Consider the following 13,784-nt stretch of genomic DNA (forward strand, 5'->3'; position numbering starts at 1 on the left):
CCGCCGGCGCGTCCGCGCCGACCCGGCCGGCCACCCCGTCCACCCGGCCGGCCACCCCGTCTGCCTGGTCCCGGCCCGCCGCTGACCGGTCCGGCCGGCGCGGGCCGCCCGCCTCAGGAGATGCGGCGGACGCGGCGGATGGCGAGGGCGAGGAGGAGGGCGGTCAGGGCGAGGAAGATGCCGCTCTCGATGGCCTGGAAGGTCCAGAAGCGGTCGGCCGGCTGGTACTCCTGCCAGTTGCTGAAGGGGGCCGGGCCGAAGCCGTCCTGGACGAAGCGCTCCACGCAGCGGGCGGTCTCGGCGCCGGTGTCGCCGCCGCAGCCGACGCGGGCGTCGGGGAGGACGAGGGTGCCGGCGCCGTTGCGGACGCCCTCCTGGTAGACCCAGTCGCCGGTGAAGCGGTTGGCCATGCCCTGGCCGTCGATCCGGTAGCTGAGCGTCTCGGGCGCCAGGAAGGACGGGCGGGCGAGGAGTTCGACGAGGGCGCGGACGGCGATGAACGCGATGAGCGACAGGCCCATCGCGGGCAGCACCCGGCGGGTCAGCGTGCCGGCGAGGATGCCGAGCGCGACCGCGAACAGCGTGTAGCCGATCGGCGCGACGCCCTGGACGTCGAAGATCAGGTAGCGGAAGCGGCCGAGGCCGTTGGCGTCGAGCGGGCGGAGCCACCAGGCGGCGCCGAGCGCGTAGCCGACGGACAGCACCAGGGCCACGGCGCCGACCAGGCCGAACTTGGTGAGGATCCAGCGCCGGCGGCTGATGCCCTGGGTCCAGACCAGCCGGTGGGTGCCGTTCTCGACCTCCTTGGCGACCAGCGGGGCGCCGAGGAAGAGGCCGAGGACGATCGGCAGCAGGACGAAGAGGATGGCCAGGAAGGCGGTCGAGTCGTACTGGTTGCCGAAGCGCTGGCTGAGCGCCTCGCAGCCCTCGCCGCCGACGAACCGGGAGTGGCCCAGGGCGCGCAGGCAGGCGCCGAGGCCGGAGTCCTCGAAGGACGAGCGCATGGACAGGCCGGTGGGGACGAGCACGGCGGCGAGCACGGCCAGTGCCACGGCCGTCCACAGGGCCTGCTTGCGGTGCTGGCGCCAGGTCAGCCAGATCACGCGGCCACCTCCGGGCGGTCGGCGGCGCCGGGGGCGCCGAGGTGGGCGAGGACGAGGTCCTCCAGGGTCACCTCGTGCACGGCCCAGTGGTCCTGGTCCACCGGCCCCTCGGTGCGCACGAGCAGGGTGGACTGCCGTTCGGTGTGGCTGGCCCGGATCACCGAGGCCACCCCGGGCACGGCGGCGCCGTCGGCGATCCGGGGGCCGATCAGCCGGCGGTGCCCGGCGAGCAGCTCCTCGACCGGTCCGGTGAGCTGGACGTGCGAGGTGTGCAGCAGCACCAGGTGGTCGCAGACCCGTTCGAGGTCGGCGAGCAGGTGGGAGGAGAGCAGGACGGTGGTCCCGTACTCGCCCACGGCGCCCATCAGGGCCTGCATGAACTCGTGCCGGGCGAGCGGGTCCAGGGCCGCGACCGGCTCGTCGAGCAGCAGCAGCCGGGGCCGCTTGGCGAGCGCCAGTGCCAGCGCGACCTGGGCGCGTTGGCCGCCGGAGAGCTTGCCGACCGGCTTGTCGGACGGGATGCCGAGCCGGGTGAGCCGGTCCCGGGCGATCGCGTCGTCCCAGACGCCGCGGCGGTTGAGCCGTCCGCCCATGGTGATCAGCTCGGCAGCGGTGAAGTCGGGGTAGAGCGGGGTGTCCTGGGCGACGAAGCCGAGGTCGGCCAGGGCGTCGCGGTCGTGGCGAGGGTCCCGTCCGAAGACGCGGACCCGTCCGGCGTCGGGCTGCAGCAGCCCGACGGCCAGGTGGAGCAGGGTGGACTTGCCGGCGCCGTTGGGCCCGACCAGGGCGGCGATCCGCCCGGCGGGGAGGGCCAGCGAGCAGTCCTGGAGGGCCCAGGAGCGCCCGTAGCGCTTTCCCAGCCCCTCGGCGTGCAGAGCGACTTCCGTCATGTGTGTTCCCCCAAGATGACTGTCAGACCGGTCCGGTCCCTTCGGAGGGCGGCCGGTCGGGCGTGGCCCGCAGGGTGGTGTCGACGAGCGCGGCGATGTCCTCGCGGGCGAGTCCGGCGGCCTGCGCCTTGGCCAGCCAGGCGACCAACTCCTGGCGCAGTTCGGCCTGGTGGGCCAGCGAGGGCCCGGCCAGGGTGCGGACCAGGAAGGTCCCGACCCCGGGCCGCCCCTCGGCGAGCCCCTCCAACTCCAGCTCCCGGTAGGCCTTGAGCACGGTGTTGGGGTTGATCGCCAGGGCCTGGGCCACGTCGCGCACCTTGGGCAGCTGGTCCCCCGGTTGCGCGAGTCCGACCCGCAGCGACTGCTTCACCTGCAGCACCAGCTGCATGTACGTGGCCACCCGTGAGCGGCCGTCGAGCACGAACTCGATCACCAGTTGTTCTCCTGTCCTACGACAGTAAGACAGGATAGTCGTGAGTCAGTCAAGTGATGGTGCGGAAGAAGGAATTGACGGGTGGTGGGAAACGGCTGGTCAGGCCAGCGTCAGGGTGTCCCCGACGGCGAGCCGGCCGGGGGCGGCGACCTCGGCGAGGGCGTCCAGCTGCGAGTCGTGGAACTGCGCGATGGCCTTGAGGATCTCCGGGGCGTGCGGCAGTCCGGGCTGGGCGGCGGTGGTCATCGCGCAGCGCTCGCTGGAGCGGACGAAGGCGAGCCGGGCGCCGAGGCGCGCGGAGCCGTGCGCCTCGCGGCCGAACCAGGCGTCCTCGCTGAACGGCGGGGTGCCCGGCGGGGTGCGCAGCAGGATGTTCGGGCGGAACCGGCGGACGTCGACCACGGCGGACGGCGCGGCCTCGGCGACCCAGTCCAGGGTGGCGGTGGTGAGCACGCTGACCGGCAGCTGGTCGAAGTGCGAGACGGAGTCCTCGCGGGCGAGCTCGACGTCGTCGCGCTGCAGGTAGGCGCGGAGGAAGGCGGTCGGGTCGAGGACCGGCCGGCCGAGCGGGTCGAACAGCTCGGGTCCGTCGAGCAGGTGGCCGAGCCGGGCGGAGAGGCGGAGCAGGCCGTCCATCCGCCGGAACCGGCGGGTGTTCTTGCCGGAGCCGAGCTTGCCGCTGCCGTCGCGCACGGCGTAGAGGCGATCGCCCGCGAGCCCGCGGTCGTCCACCTCGACGGAGTCGAGCCGCTCGCCGCCGGTGGACTTCACGGGGTAGCGCCAGAGCTGCTCGATGACTCCGATGATCTCTGCCATGGCCGGACAGCGTACCGCCGCCCGCCGATGATGGTCTAGACCAAGTGCCAGGACCCGGCGCGGCGTTCGCACCGGGCCCGGATCCGGCCGCTCAGCCCAGCCGGGCCACCGCCCGGACCGGGGCGCCGTCCGCCGCCACCAGCCGCAGCGGGAAGAGCGACACCTCGACCGGCCGCCCCGCCTCCTGCGCCGCCAGCAGCGGCCGCAGATCGGTCAGGTTCTCCGCGATCACCCCGCCGCCCGGCGCGCCGAGCAGGATCCGGTGCGCCGCCAGCGTCGGCTGCTCGGCGGCGGGCTGGTCGTGCTCGTCGGTGAGGTCGGCGAGCAGCGCGGCGACCGCCGGGTCGCCCGGGCCCGGGTCGGGTGTCGGGTCGACGCTGAGCGCGTCCACCCCGACCGTGCGCACCCCGGCGGCGACGATCGCCTCCGCGGCCCGGGCGGTCAGGCTCGGGTGGGCGAGGTAGGCGTCGGTGCCCCAGTGCCGCGTCCAGCCGGTGGCGAGCAGCAGGACGGTGCCCTCGCCGGCCCGCTCCAGCGCCGGCGCGAGCAGCTCGGCGGTGATCGCGGCGCGCGGCTCCAGGCCGCGCAGGTCGGCGACGACGGCCGGCCCGGTGAACCGCTCCAGCGGCAGGCCGTCCAGCGTCGGCCAGGTGACGTCGACGTGGTACGGCGCGTCCACGTGGGTGCCGGACTGCGAGCCGAGGTGCAGGGAGAGCACGTTCACCCCGGCCGTGGCGGTGGTGAGGGCGGGCTCCAGGAGGACGGCCGGATCGCCGGGGTAGACCGGCATCGCGGTGGTCACCTGGTGGGTGAGGTCGACGAGGGTCGTGGCCATGGCGCCCATCCTCCCAGGGCGGGCCGGGGCTCGGTGAGGGGCCGGGTGGAGTATAGAAAGTAGGCACTATGGAAAAGCCTGAGCAGCCAGTCCGCCGTCCCTGGGTCGTGGGGGTCTCCGGCGCGTCCGGCACCCCGTACGCCGCCGCGGTGATCCGTGCCCTCCTCGACGCGGGGGAGTCGGTCGACCTGGTGGTCAGCCGCGCGGCCCGGCTGACGATCCTCGACGAGACCGGCATCGCGTTCCGGGACGCGCACTGGCGCACCGACCTGGCCGCCTGGCTGGGGATTGGACCGGACGCGTCCGCGGACGGTCTGGAGGACGTCCGGTACTGGCCGGCGGGGGACTTCGCGGCGGGCCCGTCCAGCGGCTCGTACCCCGCGAAGGGGATGCTGGTGGTGCCCGCGACCACCGGCGCGGTGGCCGGGATCGCGCTCGGCCTCAGCAAGGACCTGCTCCAGCGGACGGCCAGCGTCACCCTCAAGGAGCGGCGTCCGCTGGTCGTCTGCGTGCGCGAGACACCACTCAACGGGGTGACGTTGAAGCACTTGGTGGAACTGGACGCGCAGGGCGCGGTCGTGCTCCCCGCCTCGCCCGGGTTCTACGCCGGCGGCTCCACCGTCGGCGAGCTGGTCGGTTTTGTCGCCGGACGGGTGCTGGACGCCGTCGGCGTACCGCACACGCTGTACCGACGCTGGGAGGGAGAGTTGGGCGCGGCGGCCCGCGCAACCGGTCGGTCGGCCTGAGGGGGAGTGAGGTACCGCAGGACGGGAGAGTATGTTCTCTGCGATATCCGGGTTGGTCCGCGCACGGCGCCTTTGAATCCGGATAATGATCTGTGGGTCTGGCGAGGTTCGGAAGGACGCGGACGGTATATGGACACGGTGGACAGACAGCTCATCCAGGCGCTCCGGGAGAACGGCCGCGCCTCCTACGCCGAGTTGGGCCGACTGGTCGGCCTCTCCGGCCCGAGCGTCACGGACCGCATCAACCGCCTGGAGCAGGCCGGCGTCATCACCGGCTACCGCGCGACGGTCAACCCGGCCTCGCTCGGTTTCGGGGTCACGGCCCTGATCGGTCTCCAGCTGACCGACGCGGCGGACCACGAGGACGTCGCGTTCCGGCTGAAGGACCTCGGCGAGGTCGAGGACTGCTGGTTCATCGCCGGTGACGACTCCTACATGCTCAAGGTCCGGGTGCCGGACGTCGAGGGCCTGGAGTCGGTGGTGAAGCGGATCTCGGGCACCAAGGGCGTGGCCCGCACCCGGACCACCGTCGTACTCTCCACCAAGTGGGAGAACCGGGTCAGCGAGCTGCCGCTCCCCGAGGCCGAGTAGCACGCGGGGGAGTGACGGTCATGGCACTGGTCGGTCTGGAGGAACTGCGCGCGGCCCGGGAACGGATCGCGGGCGTCGCGGTGCGCACCCCGCTGGTCCCCGCCCCCTGGGCGGCGGACGGCGGGCGCCGGCTCTGGCTCAAGCCGGAGAACCTCCAGCCGACCGGCGCCTTCAAGACCCGCGGGGCGTACAACCGGCTCGCCGCGCTGAGCGGCGAGGAGCGCGCCCGCGGCGTGGTCGCCCAGTCCAGCGGCAACCACGCGCAGGCGGTGGCGTACGCCGCGTCGCTGCTCGGCATCAAGGCCGTGATCGTGATGCCGGACACCTCACCGGCGGTCAAGGTCGAGGCCACCCGGTCGTTCGGCGCCGAGGTGCTGCTGGTCCCGCCGCAGGAGCGGGACACCGTGCCCGGCGAGCTGGCCGAGCGGCACGGCTACGTCTGGGTGCCGCCGTACGACGACCCGTTCATCATCGCGGGTCAGGGCACGGTGGGCCTGGAGATCTCCGAGGACGCCCCGGCGGAGCTGGACACCGTGCTCGTCCCGGTCAGCGGCGGCGGGCTGATCGGCGGTACGGCGGCCGCGCTCAAGCTGACCCGTCCGGACGTCCGGGTGGTCGGCGTCGAGCCCGAGCTGGCCGCCGACGCGCAGGCGAGCCTGCGGGCGGGCGAGCGGATCACCTGGCCGGTCGCCGACACCTACCGGACGATCGCCGACGGTCTGCGCACCCCCTCGGTGGGCGTGCTGCCGTTCGAGCACCTCACCGCCTACGTGGACGACGTCGTCACCGTCACCGAGGACGAGATCCGCGCCACGGTGGCCCTGCTGGCCCGGCGCGGGCGGATCGTCGCCGAGCCGTCCGGCGCGGTGGCCCCGGCGGCCTACTTCCACCGGGCCGCCGAGCTCGGCGGGCGGGCGGTGGCGGCGGTGGTGAGCGGGGGCAACATCGAGCCGTCGCTGCTGGCGGAGCTGCTGGCCGGCTGACCCGTGCGGGGCGGCTGCCCTCGAACCGCACCGAGTGGGGGCGTACGCTCGTTCCGGCAACGATTCGAAGTCGGAGGAGGCGGGGCACCGCATGGACGCAGGGCTCAAGCGCGAGCTGGAGGCGAAGGTCTACGCGGGTGAGCGGCTGACCCGGGAGGACGGGATCGCGCTCTACGAGAGCGACGACCTGGCCTGGCTGGGTGGTCTCGCCCACCACGTGCGGACGCGGAAGAACGGCGACGTCGTCCACTTCAACGTCAACCGCCACCTCAACATGACCAACGTGTGCAACGCGTCCTGCGCGTACTGCTCGTTCCAGCGCAAGCCGGGCGAGAAGGACGCCTACACGATGCGCATCGAGGAGGCCGTGCGCCTCGCCAAGGCGATGGAGGTCGACTCCCTCACCGAGCTGCACATCGTCAACGGTCTGCACCCCACCCTGCCGTGGCGCTACTACCCGCGCTCGCTGCGGGAGCTGAAGGCCGCGCTGCCGACCGTCTCGCTCAAGGCCTTCACCGCCACCGAGATCCACTGGTTCGAGCGGATCAGCGGCCTGCCCGCCGACGAGATCCTCGACGAGCTGATCGACGCCGGCCTGGAGTCGCTGACCGGCGGCGGCGCGGAGATCTTCGACTGGGAGGTCCGCCAGCACATCGTCGACCACGACACCCACTGGGAGGACTGGTCGCGGATCCACCGGCTCGCCCACAGCAAGGGCCTCAAGACGCCGGCCACCATGCTGTACGGCCACATCGAGGAGCCCCGCCACCGGGTGGACCACGTGCTGCGGTTGCGTGAGCTGCAGGACGAGACCGGCGGCTTCCAGGTCTTCATCCCGCTGCGCTACCAGCACGACTTCCACGACTCCAAGGACGGCGTGGTGCGCAACAAGCTGATGGCGCGCACCGAGATGGCCACCGGCGCCGAGGCGCTGAAGACCTTCGCGGTCTCCCGGCTGCTGTTCGACAACGTGCCGCACGTCAAGGTCTTCTGGGTGATGCACGGCGTCACCACCGCCCAGCTGGCGCTCAGCCACGGCGCGGACGACATGGACGGCTCGGTGGTCGAGTACAAGATCACCCATGACGCGGACAACTTCGGCACCCCGAACAAGCTGAACCGCGAGGACCTGCTCGGTCTGATCCGGGACGCCGGCTTCCGCCCGGTGGAGCGCAACACCCGCTACGAGATCATCCGCGAGTACGACGGCCCCGACCTGACGCGCCGCGAGACCCCGCAGGCGATGCGCCTCTGACCTGCGGCGGCCGACGCGCGGCCGCCGATGACGGGCCGTCGCCCGGGCCCCCGCAGCCCGGGCGGCGGCTTCTTCACGCGGCCCGCACGGGCCCCCGGCTTTCGCAACCCGGCCTCCGTTTGGCAGGATCGGCCACATGTCCGGTTCCCATCGCGCCTCTCCGTACCCGTCGTACGAGCCGGTGTACGAGGCGCCGCAGCAGCCGTACGGGGTACCGCCGCAGTCCTACGGGGCCCCGCAGCAGCCGTACGGCGGCCCGCAGGAGTACGACGGCCCGCTGTACGAGGACGCGGAGGCCGGGGACGGCTACCGGAGCCTGGCCGAGCACGACGTGTACGACCGGCCGTTCCAGGCCCAGCCCGCCGAGCCGCCACCGGCGCCGCCGGCCCCGCCGCGGCAGCGGGCCGCCGCCGCTCCGGCCGGTGGCCGCGCGGCCGCCCGCAACCACCGGCGCAAGGCCAGGAAGAAGCGCACCGGCCGTGCCGCCGTCGCCGGCACCGCCCTGCTGCTGGCGGCCGCCGCCGGCTGGTACACCGTCGGCCAGGACACCGACCGGCCCGGTGTCGCCGCCGCCGACGGCTCCGGCCCCGAGGGCGTCGGCACCCCGGACCGCCCCGCCGCCGGACAGCCGGCCGCCGACCAGGCCTCGCCGGCCGCCCCGGCCGCCGCGGCCGCCGACGCCCGGCAGGCCGAGGCGCCCGCCGCGGGCCGCAGCGAGGCCCGCAGCGACGGCTCGGTCGCGGTGATCCCCGGCCTCGGCGCCTCCTTCGTCGCCCGGATACCCGCCGAGACCAACCAGGTGGTGGTGGCCACCGGCGAGGGCGTGGACACCAACCGGACCTCCGTGACGCTGTGGAGCCGCACCGCCGAGGGCCGCTGGACGGGCGGCGAGAACTGGCAGGGCCACAACGCCTTCAAGGGCTGGACCACCGACCACAACGAGGGCGACCTGCGCAGCCCGATCGGCGTCTTCTCGCTCACCGATGCCGGCGGCCGCAAGGCGGACCCGGGCAGCAGGCTGCCCTACGACAAGGACCCGAACTTCGTGGTCTCCGGCACGGGCTTCGCCGGCGAGCAGCTGGCCGGCTCCTTCGACTACGTCGTCGCGATCGACTACAACCGGGTGCCCGGCAACTCCCCGCTCGACCCGCGCCGCCCGAGCGGCTCGACCAAGGGCGGCGGGATCTGGATCCACGTCGACCACGGCGGTCCGACGCACGGCTGCGTCTCCATACCGGAGGAGAAGATGACGCAGCTGATCCGCACCCTCGACCCGGCCGCCCGGCCGGTGATCGTGATGGGCGACGCCGCCTCGCTGGCGGTCTGAGCGGCGGTTTCCGGCCGTTCCCGGCGGTTCCCGGCCGAATCCGCCACCCTTCGCCGCGCGTGCGCAGGGCCCCGCCGCCCGTCTGCCGCAACGGTCCTTGTCGGCCTCCTACACTTTCCCGGCGCGGATCCTGTAGCCGGTCGCGCCCCGCTGACCAGTGGGTAACCGGGTTGAGTGGGCAGTATGAGCGGTTCGCGCATCGTGGCACTCGGCCACTACCAGCCCCCGAAGGTCCTCACCAACGACGACCTGGCGAAGCTGGTCGACACCGACGACGAGTGGATCCGCAGCCGGGTGGGCATCCGGACGCGGCACATCGCGGAGGGCGAGACCGTCGTCGACCTCGCCACCGAGGCGGCGCAGAAGGCGCTGGCCAACAGCGGCCGGTCGGCGTCCGAGGTCGACCTGGTCGTGGTCGCCACCTGCACCGCGGTGGAGCGCAGCCCCAACACGGCCGCCGCCGTCGCCGCCCGGCTGGGGGTGCGCGCGCCGGCCGCCTACGACATCAACACCGTCTGCTCGGGCTTCTCCTACGCGCTGGCCACCGCCGACCACGCGATCCGCGCCGGTGCGGCCCGGACGGCCCTGGTGATCGGCGCGGAGCGGATGTCGGACACCCTCGACTGGACCGACCGCTCCACCTGCGTGATCTTCGGCGACGGCGCCGGCGCGGCGCTGGTCGAGGCCCAGGAGGAGGGAGCCGAGCCGGGGATCGGCCCGGTGGTCTGGGGCTCGGAGCCGGAGAGGGGCGACGCCGTGGTGATCACCGGCTGGGACCCGGTGATCAGCCAGCAGGGCCAGTCGGTGTTCCGCTGGGCGACCACCCAGATCGCCCCGCTGGCCCGGCAGGCCTGCGAGCGGGCCGGGATCGACCCGTCCGAGCTGAAGGGCTTCGTACCGCACCAGGCCAACCTGCGGATCATCGACGCCATCGCCAACCGGCTCGGGGTCACCGACGCCGTGGTGGCCCGGGACGTGGTGGAATCCGGCAACACCTCGGCGGCCTCCGTCCCGCTGGCCTTCTCCAAGCTGGTCGAGCGCGGCGAGCTGTCGCCCGGCGACCCGGTGCTGCTGTTCGGCTTCGGCGGCGGCCTCGCCTACGCGGGACAGGTCGTCCGCTGCCCCTGAGGCCGCTCCGGCAGCCGCTGACACGCCTGTGGGCGGTCACCCGTCGAGGGTGACCGCCCACAGGCGTGTCGTGGCGCGCTGCGGACCGCCGGCGGACCTCCCCCGAGGACACGGCCGCCGTCCGTCGTACCCCGGACAGGAGGCCGGGGCGCGCGCGAAGCGGAAGGTGGGGTCGAGACGGATCGGTCTACTTGGGCGCCTTCTTGCCGGTGACGCCCAGGTACACCAGGGGAGCGAGGTTGGGCTTGAGGTCCTTGACCTTGACGCCCCACGAGGTGAAGGCCTTCTGGTGCTCGGCCGCCGAGGCGAGCAGCGAGACCAGCGATCCGGCGACGGCGGCCGGGTCCAACGACTTGTCGGACTGCCCCTTCGCCTGGAGTTCCTTGACGGCCTCCGTGAGCGGCTTGGCGACCGCGTTGAGGACGGTCATGCGGATCTTGAAGAACCGCTTGTCCCCTTCGGCGGCACCGAGCGTGACCACTCGGAGAATGGCGTCGTTCTTGCGCCAGAAGGCGAGGAATCCGTCGACCAGTTCTTCCGAAGTGGCCGTGCCGGACTTCCCTGCCCAGGACTTTCCGGCCACCAGCTCTTTGAGCGTGTCGGCGTCCTTGGCCATTTCCTCGGCGATTTCGAGGACGGCGCCCTCGACATCCGGGAAGTACTGGTAGAAGGTCGCGGGGGAGGTACCCGCCATACGGGCGACGTCGATGACCTTGACGTCCCGATAGGGCGACGTGCTGAGCATCTCGCGGAGGCAGTCGAGCAGCTTCTGCCGCGTCTCCTGTCCGCGTCGCCCGGCGACGCGACCGTCGACGGTGCGAACTTGTCCTGTCATGCCGTCAGCTTACCGTGGCCCGATCTTGGCGCGATTCGGTGATGTGACAATTACTCCGCACGGGGGTTGGTATAGCCGCTCGGAGCCCTTCGGACGGATATTCATCGCCCTCCGTGGCCCTCCTTGACGCCCCCCCGTGCACCGGCGACGCCACAGGGTGACGAACCCTTCGCTGAGGGGTTATCGAGTAACGCAGCGTGACGATCGAATCGGCGATGTGACCTGCCCCTCGCGACACTCCCGGGCGTGTCGGGTGCAAGCCGATGCCGGAGCGGACGTCAGAATCCGGCCGTTCCGAAGCCGCTGACCGGGCAGTGGGGCCTCCCGGTGGCCGGACAGCGATCTGGGCGGGGGAGGTTGGAGATGGGCCGGGCGGCATTGGAGAATCGGGTCCGGCACCACGCGGCGGGTGCTCGGCACCACGCGGGCGGTGCTACAACACGGGGAGGTGGCAGCGGGTGGACCAGCTGACGGCGCACGATCCGAGGCGGATCGGGCCCTTCGAGGTGCTGGGGCGGCTCGGGGCGGGCGGCATGGGCCTGGTCTACCTGGCGCGGTCCGCGTCCGGCCGGCGGGTGGCGATCAAGACCGTCCGGGGGGAGCTGGCCGAGGACGAGCTGTTCCGGGTCCGCTTCGCCCGGGAGATCGCGGCCGCCAAGACGGTCGGCGGCTTCTACACGGCGGCCGTGGTCGACGCCGACGCGGACGCCCGGGTGCCCTGGCTGGCCACCGCGTACGTCCCGGCGCCGTCCCTGGAGGACCTGGTCACCGACTGCGGGCCGCTGCCGGTCGGGGCGGTGCGCTGGCTGGTGGCCGGCATCGCCGAGGCCCTGCAGTCCATCCACGCCGCCGGGCTGGTCCACCGCGACCTCAAGCCGTCCAACGTGCTGGTCGTCGAGGACGGTCCCCGGGTGATCGACTTCGGCATCGCCGCCGGGGTCTCCAGCACCCGGCTCACCATGACCAACGTCGCGGTCGGCACGCCGGCGTACATGTCGCCGGAGCAGGCCCGGGACAGCCGGGGCGTCACCGGCGCCAGCGATGTCTTCTCGCTCGGCTCGCTGCTGGTCTTCTGTGCCACCGGCCACCCGCCGTACCGGGGCGCCAACCCGGTGGAGACGGTCTTCCAGCTGCTGCGCGACCAGCCCGACCTCTCCGGTCTGCCGGTGGAGCTGGTGGACCTGGTGCGCGCCTGCATGCGCCCGGCCCCCGAGCACCGGCCGACCCCGGAGCAGATCCAGGCCGAGCTGGCCCCGCACCTGTTCTCCCGGGACGACGCCTCCGGCGAGGCCGGGGACTGGCTGCCGCCCGACGCGCTCGCCCTGATCGAGAACAAGCGGGGCCGCCGCACGCCGCCGCCGGCCGTCCCGCCGCAGCCGGCCCCGCACCACCCGCCGCACCCGGCCGCCCCGCCGTCGCTGCCGGCGCAGCCCCCGGCGTCGCACCCAGGCCAGGAGGACCCCCGCACCCGGGCGGTCGCCGGGCACGCCGGGCCGCACGCCGGGCCGCACGCGGGGCCGCCCGGGCCGGACACCGAGGCCGCCACCGAGAAGCTGGCCGCCCCCAGCCGGCACCGCCGGCCGGCCGCCGCACCGGGCGACGAGGTGCGGCTGCCCGGCGCCTCGGTCCGGATAGGGCCGGGGCCGCGCGCCGAGCAGGCCGGCCCCGGCGCGCCGCCCGCCGAGACCGACTGGGTCCGCCGGATCACCCCGCCCCCGGCCCGCGCCGCCCGCTGGCGCCCCTGGCGGTTCCGGATGTCCAACGAGGTCTGGGGCACCCCCGTGGTCGCCGACGGCACCCTGTTCGTCTCCAGCTTCGAGGTGCACGCCCTGGACATCGCGTCGGGCCAGCGCCGCTACAAGACCCGGGACGTCGCCTGGGCGCTCGCCGTGGACGCCGGGCGGGTGCACGCGGCCGACGGCCCGCACCTGTACACGGTCGACGTCGCGGACGGCACCGAGCGCTGGCGGCACTCGCTGGACGGCTGGGTGTACTCGCTGGACGCGGCCGAGGGCGTGCTCTGCTGCGGCGTACGGGGCGGCGGCGTCCAGCTGCGCTCGGCGGCCACCGGCGCCGAGCTGTGGCGCGCCGACGACGCCCAGCAGGACTTCGAGAACCCGCAGTCCGGCCCGGCCCTGGTGGGCGGCTCGGCGTACTACTACGGGGGCGGACGGCTGCGCTGCGTGGATCCGCGCGGTTCGGGCCTGCGCTGGTCGGTCCCGGTCGGCGAGGACGTGCCCTCCCGCCCGGTCGAGCGCTCCGGCGTGCTGTACGTGACGGCCGGCACCCGGGTGTACGCGCTGGACGCGGCGAGCGGCGCCGAGCGCTGGCGGTTCGAGGCCCCGGTGGTGCTGTTCACCCCGCCGGCGCTGGATGCCGACGCGGTCTACGTCGCCGACTACCTGGGCACCGTGTACGCGCTGGACGCGGCCACCGGCCGGGACCGCTGGCGCGCGGTCACCGGCACCCGGCAGGGCGCCGAGCCGGTGGTGGTCGGGGAGGGCATGGTGCTGGTCGGCAGCGGCGAGGTGCTCTACGCCTTCGAGGCGGGCAGCGGCCGGGAGCGCTGGCGGTACACCGCGCGCGGCGAGATCGTCGGCTCGCCGGCGGTCGCGGACGGGCTGGTCCACCTCGGCAGCCGGGACCACTCGCTGCACACCGTGGACCTGGCCAGCGGCCAGCTGCGCTGGGAGCTGGGCACCAAGGGGGAGCTGACCGGCTCGCCGGTGGCGATCGGGGGCAGGGTCTTCGTCGGCAGCAAGGACCGCTGCGTCTACGCGCTGGACGCCTTCTACGGCACGGCGGTGCCCTCGCACTGACCGGGGGCGCCCGGTCCCCGGGC

General features: G+C 73.8%; 13 protein-coding genes. 7 read left to right on the forward strand and 6 right to left on the reverse strand.

Annotated elements, in window-relative coordinates; all coding sequences use genetic code 11:
- Positions 1 to 113: 113 nt before the first annotated feature.
- The 5 genes from ABZW10_RS01430 to ABZW10_RS01450 all read right to left on the reverse strand — a co-directional run bounded on the left by ABZW10_RS01430 (position 114) and on the right by ABZW10_RS01450 (position 4,077).
- Complete coding sequence (locus tag ABZW10_RS01430) at positions 114 to 1,103, reverse strand: ABC transporter permease (RefSeq protein WP_355358072.1); 990 nt, start codon at positions 1,101 to 1,103, stop codon at positions 114 to 116.
- Positions 1,100 to 1,993: an ABC transporter ATP-binding protein gene (locus tag ABZW10_RS01435; protein ID WP_355358075.1), complete on the reverse strand. Its 894-nt coding sequence runs from the start codon at positions 1,991 to 1,993 to the stop codon at positions 1,100 to 1,102. Before ABZW10_RS01435 ends, ABZW10_RS01430 begins: the two co-directional genes overlap by 4 nt.
- 22 nt (positions 1,994 to 2,015) lie before the next feature.
- Positions 2,016 to 2,426 (reverse strand): GntR family transcriptional regulator, encoded by a 411-nt coding sequence (locus ABZW10_RS01440; RefSeq protein ID WP_355358078.1) that lies wholly within the window; start codon positions 2,424 to 2,426, stop codon positions 2,016 to 2,018.
- Between the two features lie 99 nt (positions 2,427 to 2,525).
- Positions 2,526 to 3,242 carry an MOSC N-terminal beta barrel domain-containing protein gene (locus ABZW10_RS01445; protein WP_355358081.1) on the reverse strand — a complete coding sequence of 239 codons (717 nt, stop codon included), beginning with the start codon at positions 3,240 to 3,242 and terminating at the stop codon, positions 2,526 to 2,528.
- 91 nt (positions 3,243 to 3,333) lie between these two features.
- Positions 3,334 to 4,077: a cyclase family protein gene (locus ABZW10_RS01450; protein ID WP_355358084.1), complete on the reverse strand. Its 744-nt coding sequence runs from the start codon at positions 4,075 to 4,077 to the stop codon at positions 3,334 to 3,336.
- Between the two features lie 68 nt (positions 4,078 to 4,145).
- Between ABZW10_RS01450 and ABZW10_RS01455 the strand changes: the two genes are divergently transcribed.
- From ABZW10_RS01455 to ABZW10_RS01480, 6 genes are all read left to right on the forward strand, one after another.
- Positions 4,146 to 4,823, forward strand: coding sequence for a UbiX family flavin prenyltransferase (locus ABZW10_RS01455; protein WP_355358087.1), 678 nt, complete (start codon positions 4,146 to 4,148; stop codon positions 4,821 to 4,823).
- Between the two features lie 129 nt (positions 4,824 to 4,952).
- Positions 4,953 to 5,414, forward strand: a complete 462-nt coding sequence (locus tag ABZW10_RS01460) for an Lrp/AsnC family transcriptional regulator (RefSeq protein WP_355358090.1) — start codon at positions 4,953 to 4,955, stop codon at positions 5,412 to 5,414.
- A 20-nt stretch (positions 5,415 to 5,434) separates the two neighbouring features.
- The gene (locus tag ABZW10_RS01465) at positions 5,435 to 6,397 is read left to right on the forward strand and encodes a threonine/serine dehydratase (RefSeq protein WP_355358093.1); all 963 of its coding nucleotides are present in this window, start codon (positions 5,435 to 5,437) and stop codon (positions 6,395 to 6,397) included.
- Between the two features lie 91 nt (positions 6,398 to 6,488).
- Entirely contained in the window at positions 6,489 to 7,652 is a 1,164-nt protein-coding gene (gene mqnE / locus ABZW10_RS01470) for an aminofutalosine synthase MqnE (protein ID WP_355358096.1), read from the forward strand.
- Between the two features lie 136 nt (positions 7,653 to 7,788).
- A complete protein-coding gene (locus ABZW10_RS01475; RefSeq protein WP_355358099.1) occupies positions 7,789 to 8,979 on the forward strand; it encodes a L,D-transpeptidase family protein in 1,191 nt (396 codons plus the stop codon).
- A gap of 183 nt (positions 8,980 to 9,162) precedes the next feature.
- Entirely contained in the window at positions 9,163 to 10,107 is a 945-nt protein-coding gene (locus ABZW10_RS01480) for a beta-ketoacyl-ACP synthase III (RefSeq protein ID WP_355358102.1), read from the forward strand.
- Between the two features lie 187 nt (positions 10,108 to 10,294).
- Here the strand turns inward: ABZW10_RS01480 and ABZW10_RS01485 are convergent, their stop codons facing one another.
- Positions 10,295 to 10,942, reverse strand: coding sequence for a TetR family transcriptional regulator (locus tag ABZW10_RS01485; protein WP_355358105.1), 648 nt, complete (start codon positions 10,940 to 10,942; stop codon positions 10,295 to 10,297).
- Positions 10,943 to 11,400: 458 nt separating this feature from the next.
- On the opposite strand from ABZW10_RS01485, the gene ABZW10_RS01490 reads away from it, so the two are divergent.
- Positions 11,401 to 13,761 (forward strand): PQQ-binding-like beta-propeller repeat protein, encoded by a 2,361-nt coding sequence (locus ABZW10_RS01490; RefSeq protein WP_355358108.1) that lies wholly within the window; start codon positions 11,401 to 11,403, stop codon positions 13,759 to 13,761.
- Positions 13,762 to 13,784: the final 23 nt, after the last annotated feature.

The sequence above is a fragment of the Kitasatospora sp. NPDC004723 genome (genome assembly GCF_040609255.1).
Lineage (GTDB): Bacteria > Actinomycetota > Actinomycetes > Streptomycetales > Streptomycetaceae > Kitasatospora.

Bases quoted from the DNA above. Each gene is read 5' to 3' on its own strand.
- ABZW10_RS01435 (WP_355358075.1), bottom strand. From the start codon at position 1,993: ATGACGGAAGTCGCTCTGCACGCCGAGGGGCTGGGAAAGCGCTACGGG.
- ABZW10_RS01445 (WP_355358081.1), bottom strand. From the start codon at position 3,242: ATGGCAGAGATCATCGGAGTCATCGAGCAGCTCTGGCGCTACCCCGTG.
- ABZW10_RS01450 (WP_355358084.1), bottom strand. From the start codon at position 4,077: ATGGCCACGACCCTCGTCGACCTCACCCACCAGGTGACCACCGCGATG.
- ABZW10_RS01455 (WP_355358087.1), top strand. From the start codon at position 4,146: ATGGAAAAGCCTGAGCAGCCAGTCCGCCGTCCCTGGGTCGTGGGGGTC.
- ABZW10_RS01460 (WP_355358090.1), top strand. From the start codon at position 4,953: ATGGACACGGTGGACAGACAGCTCATCCAGGCGCTCCGGGAGAACGGC.
- ABZW10_RS01465 (WP_355358093.1), top strand. From the start codon at position 5,435: ATGGCACTGGTCGGTCTGGAGGAACTGCGCGCGGCCCGGGAACGGATC.
- mqnE (WP_355358096.1), top strand. From the start codon at position 6,489: ATGGACGCAGGGCTCAAGCGCGAGCTGGAGGCGAAGGTCTACGCGGGT.
- ABZW10_RS01475 (WP_355358099.1), top strand. From the start codon at position 7,789: ATGTCCGGTTCCCATCGCGCCTCTCCGTACCCGTCGTACGAGCCGGTG.
- ABZW10_RS01480 (WP_355358102.1), top strand. From the start codon at position 9,163: ATGAGCGGTTCGCGCATCGTGGCACTCGGCCACTACCAGCCCCCGAAG.
- ABZW10_RS01485 (WP_355358105.1), bottom strand. From the start codon at position 10,942: ATGACAGGACAAGTTCGCACCGTCGACGGTCGCGTCGCCGGGCGACGC.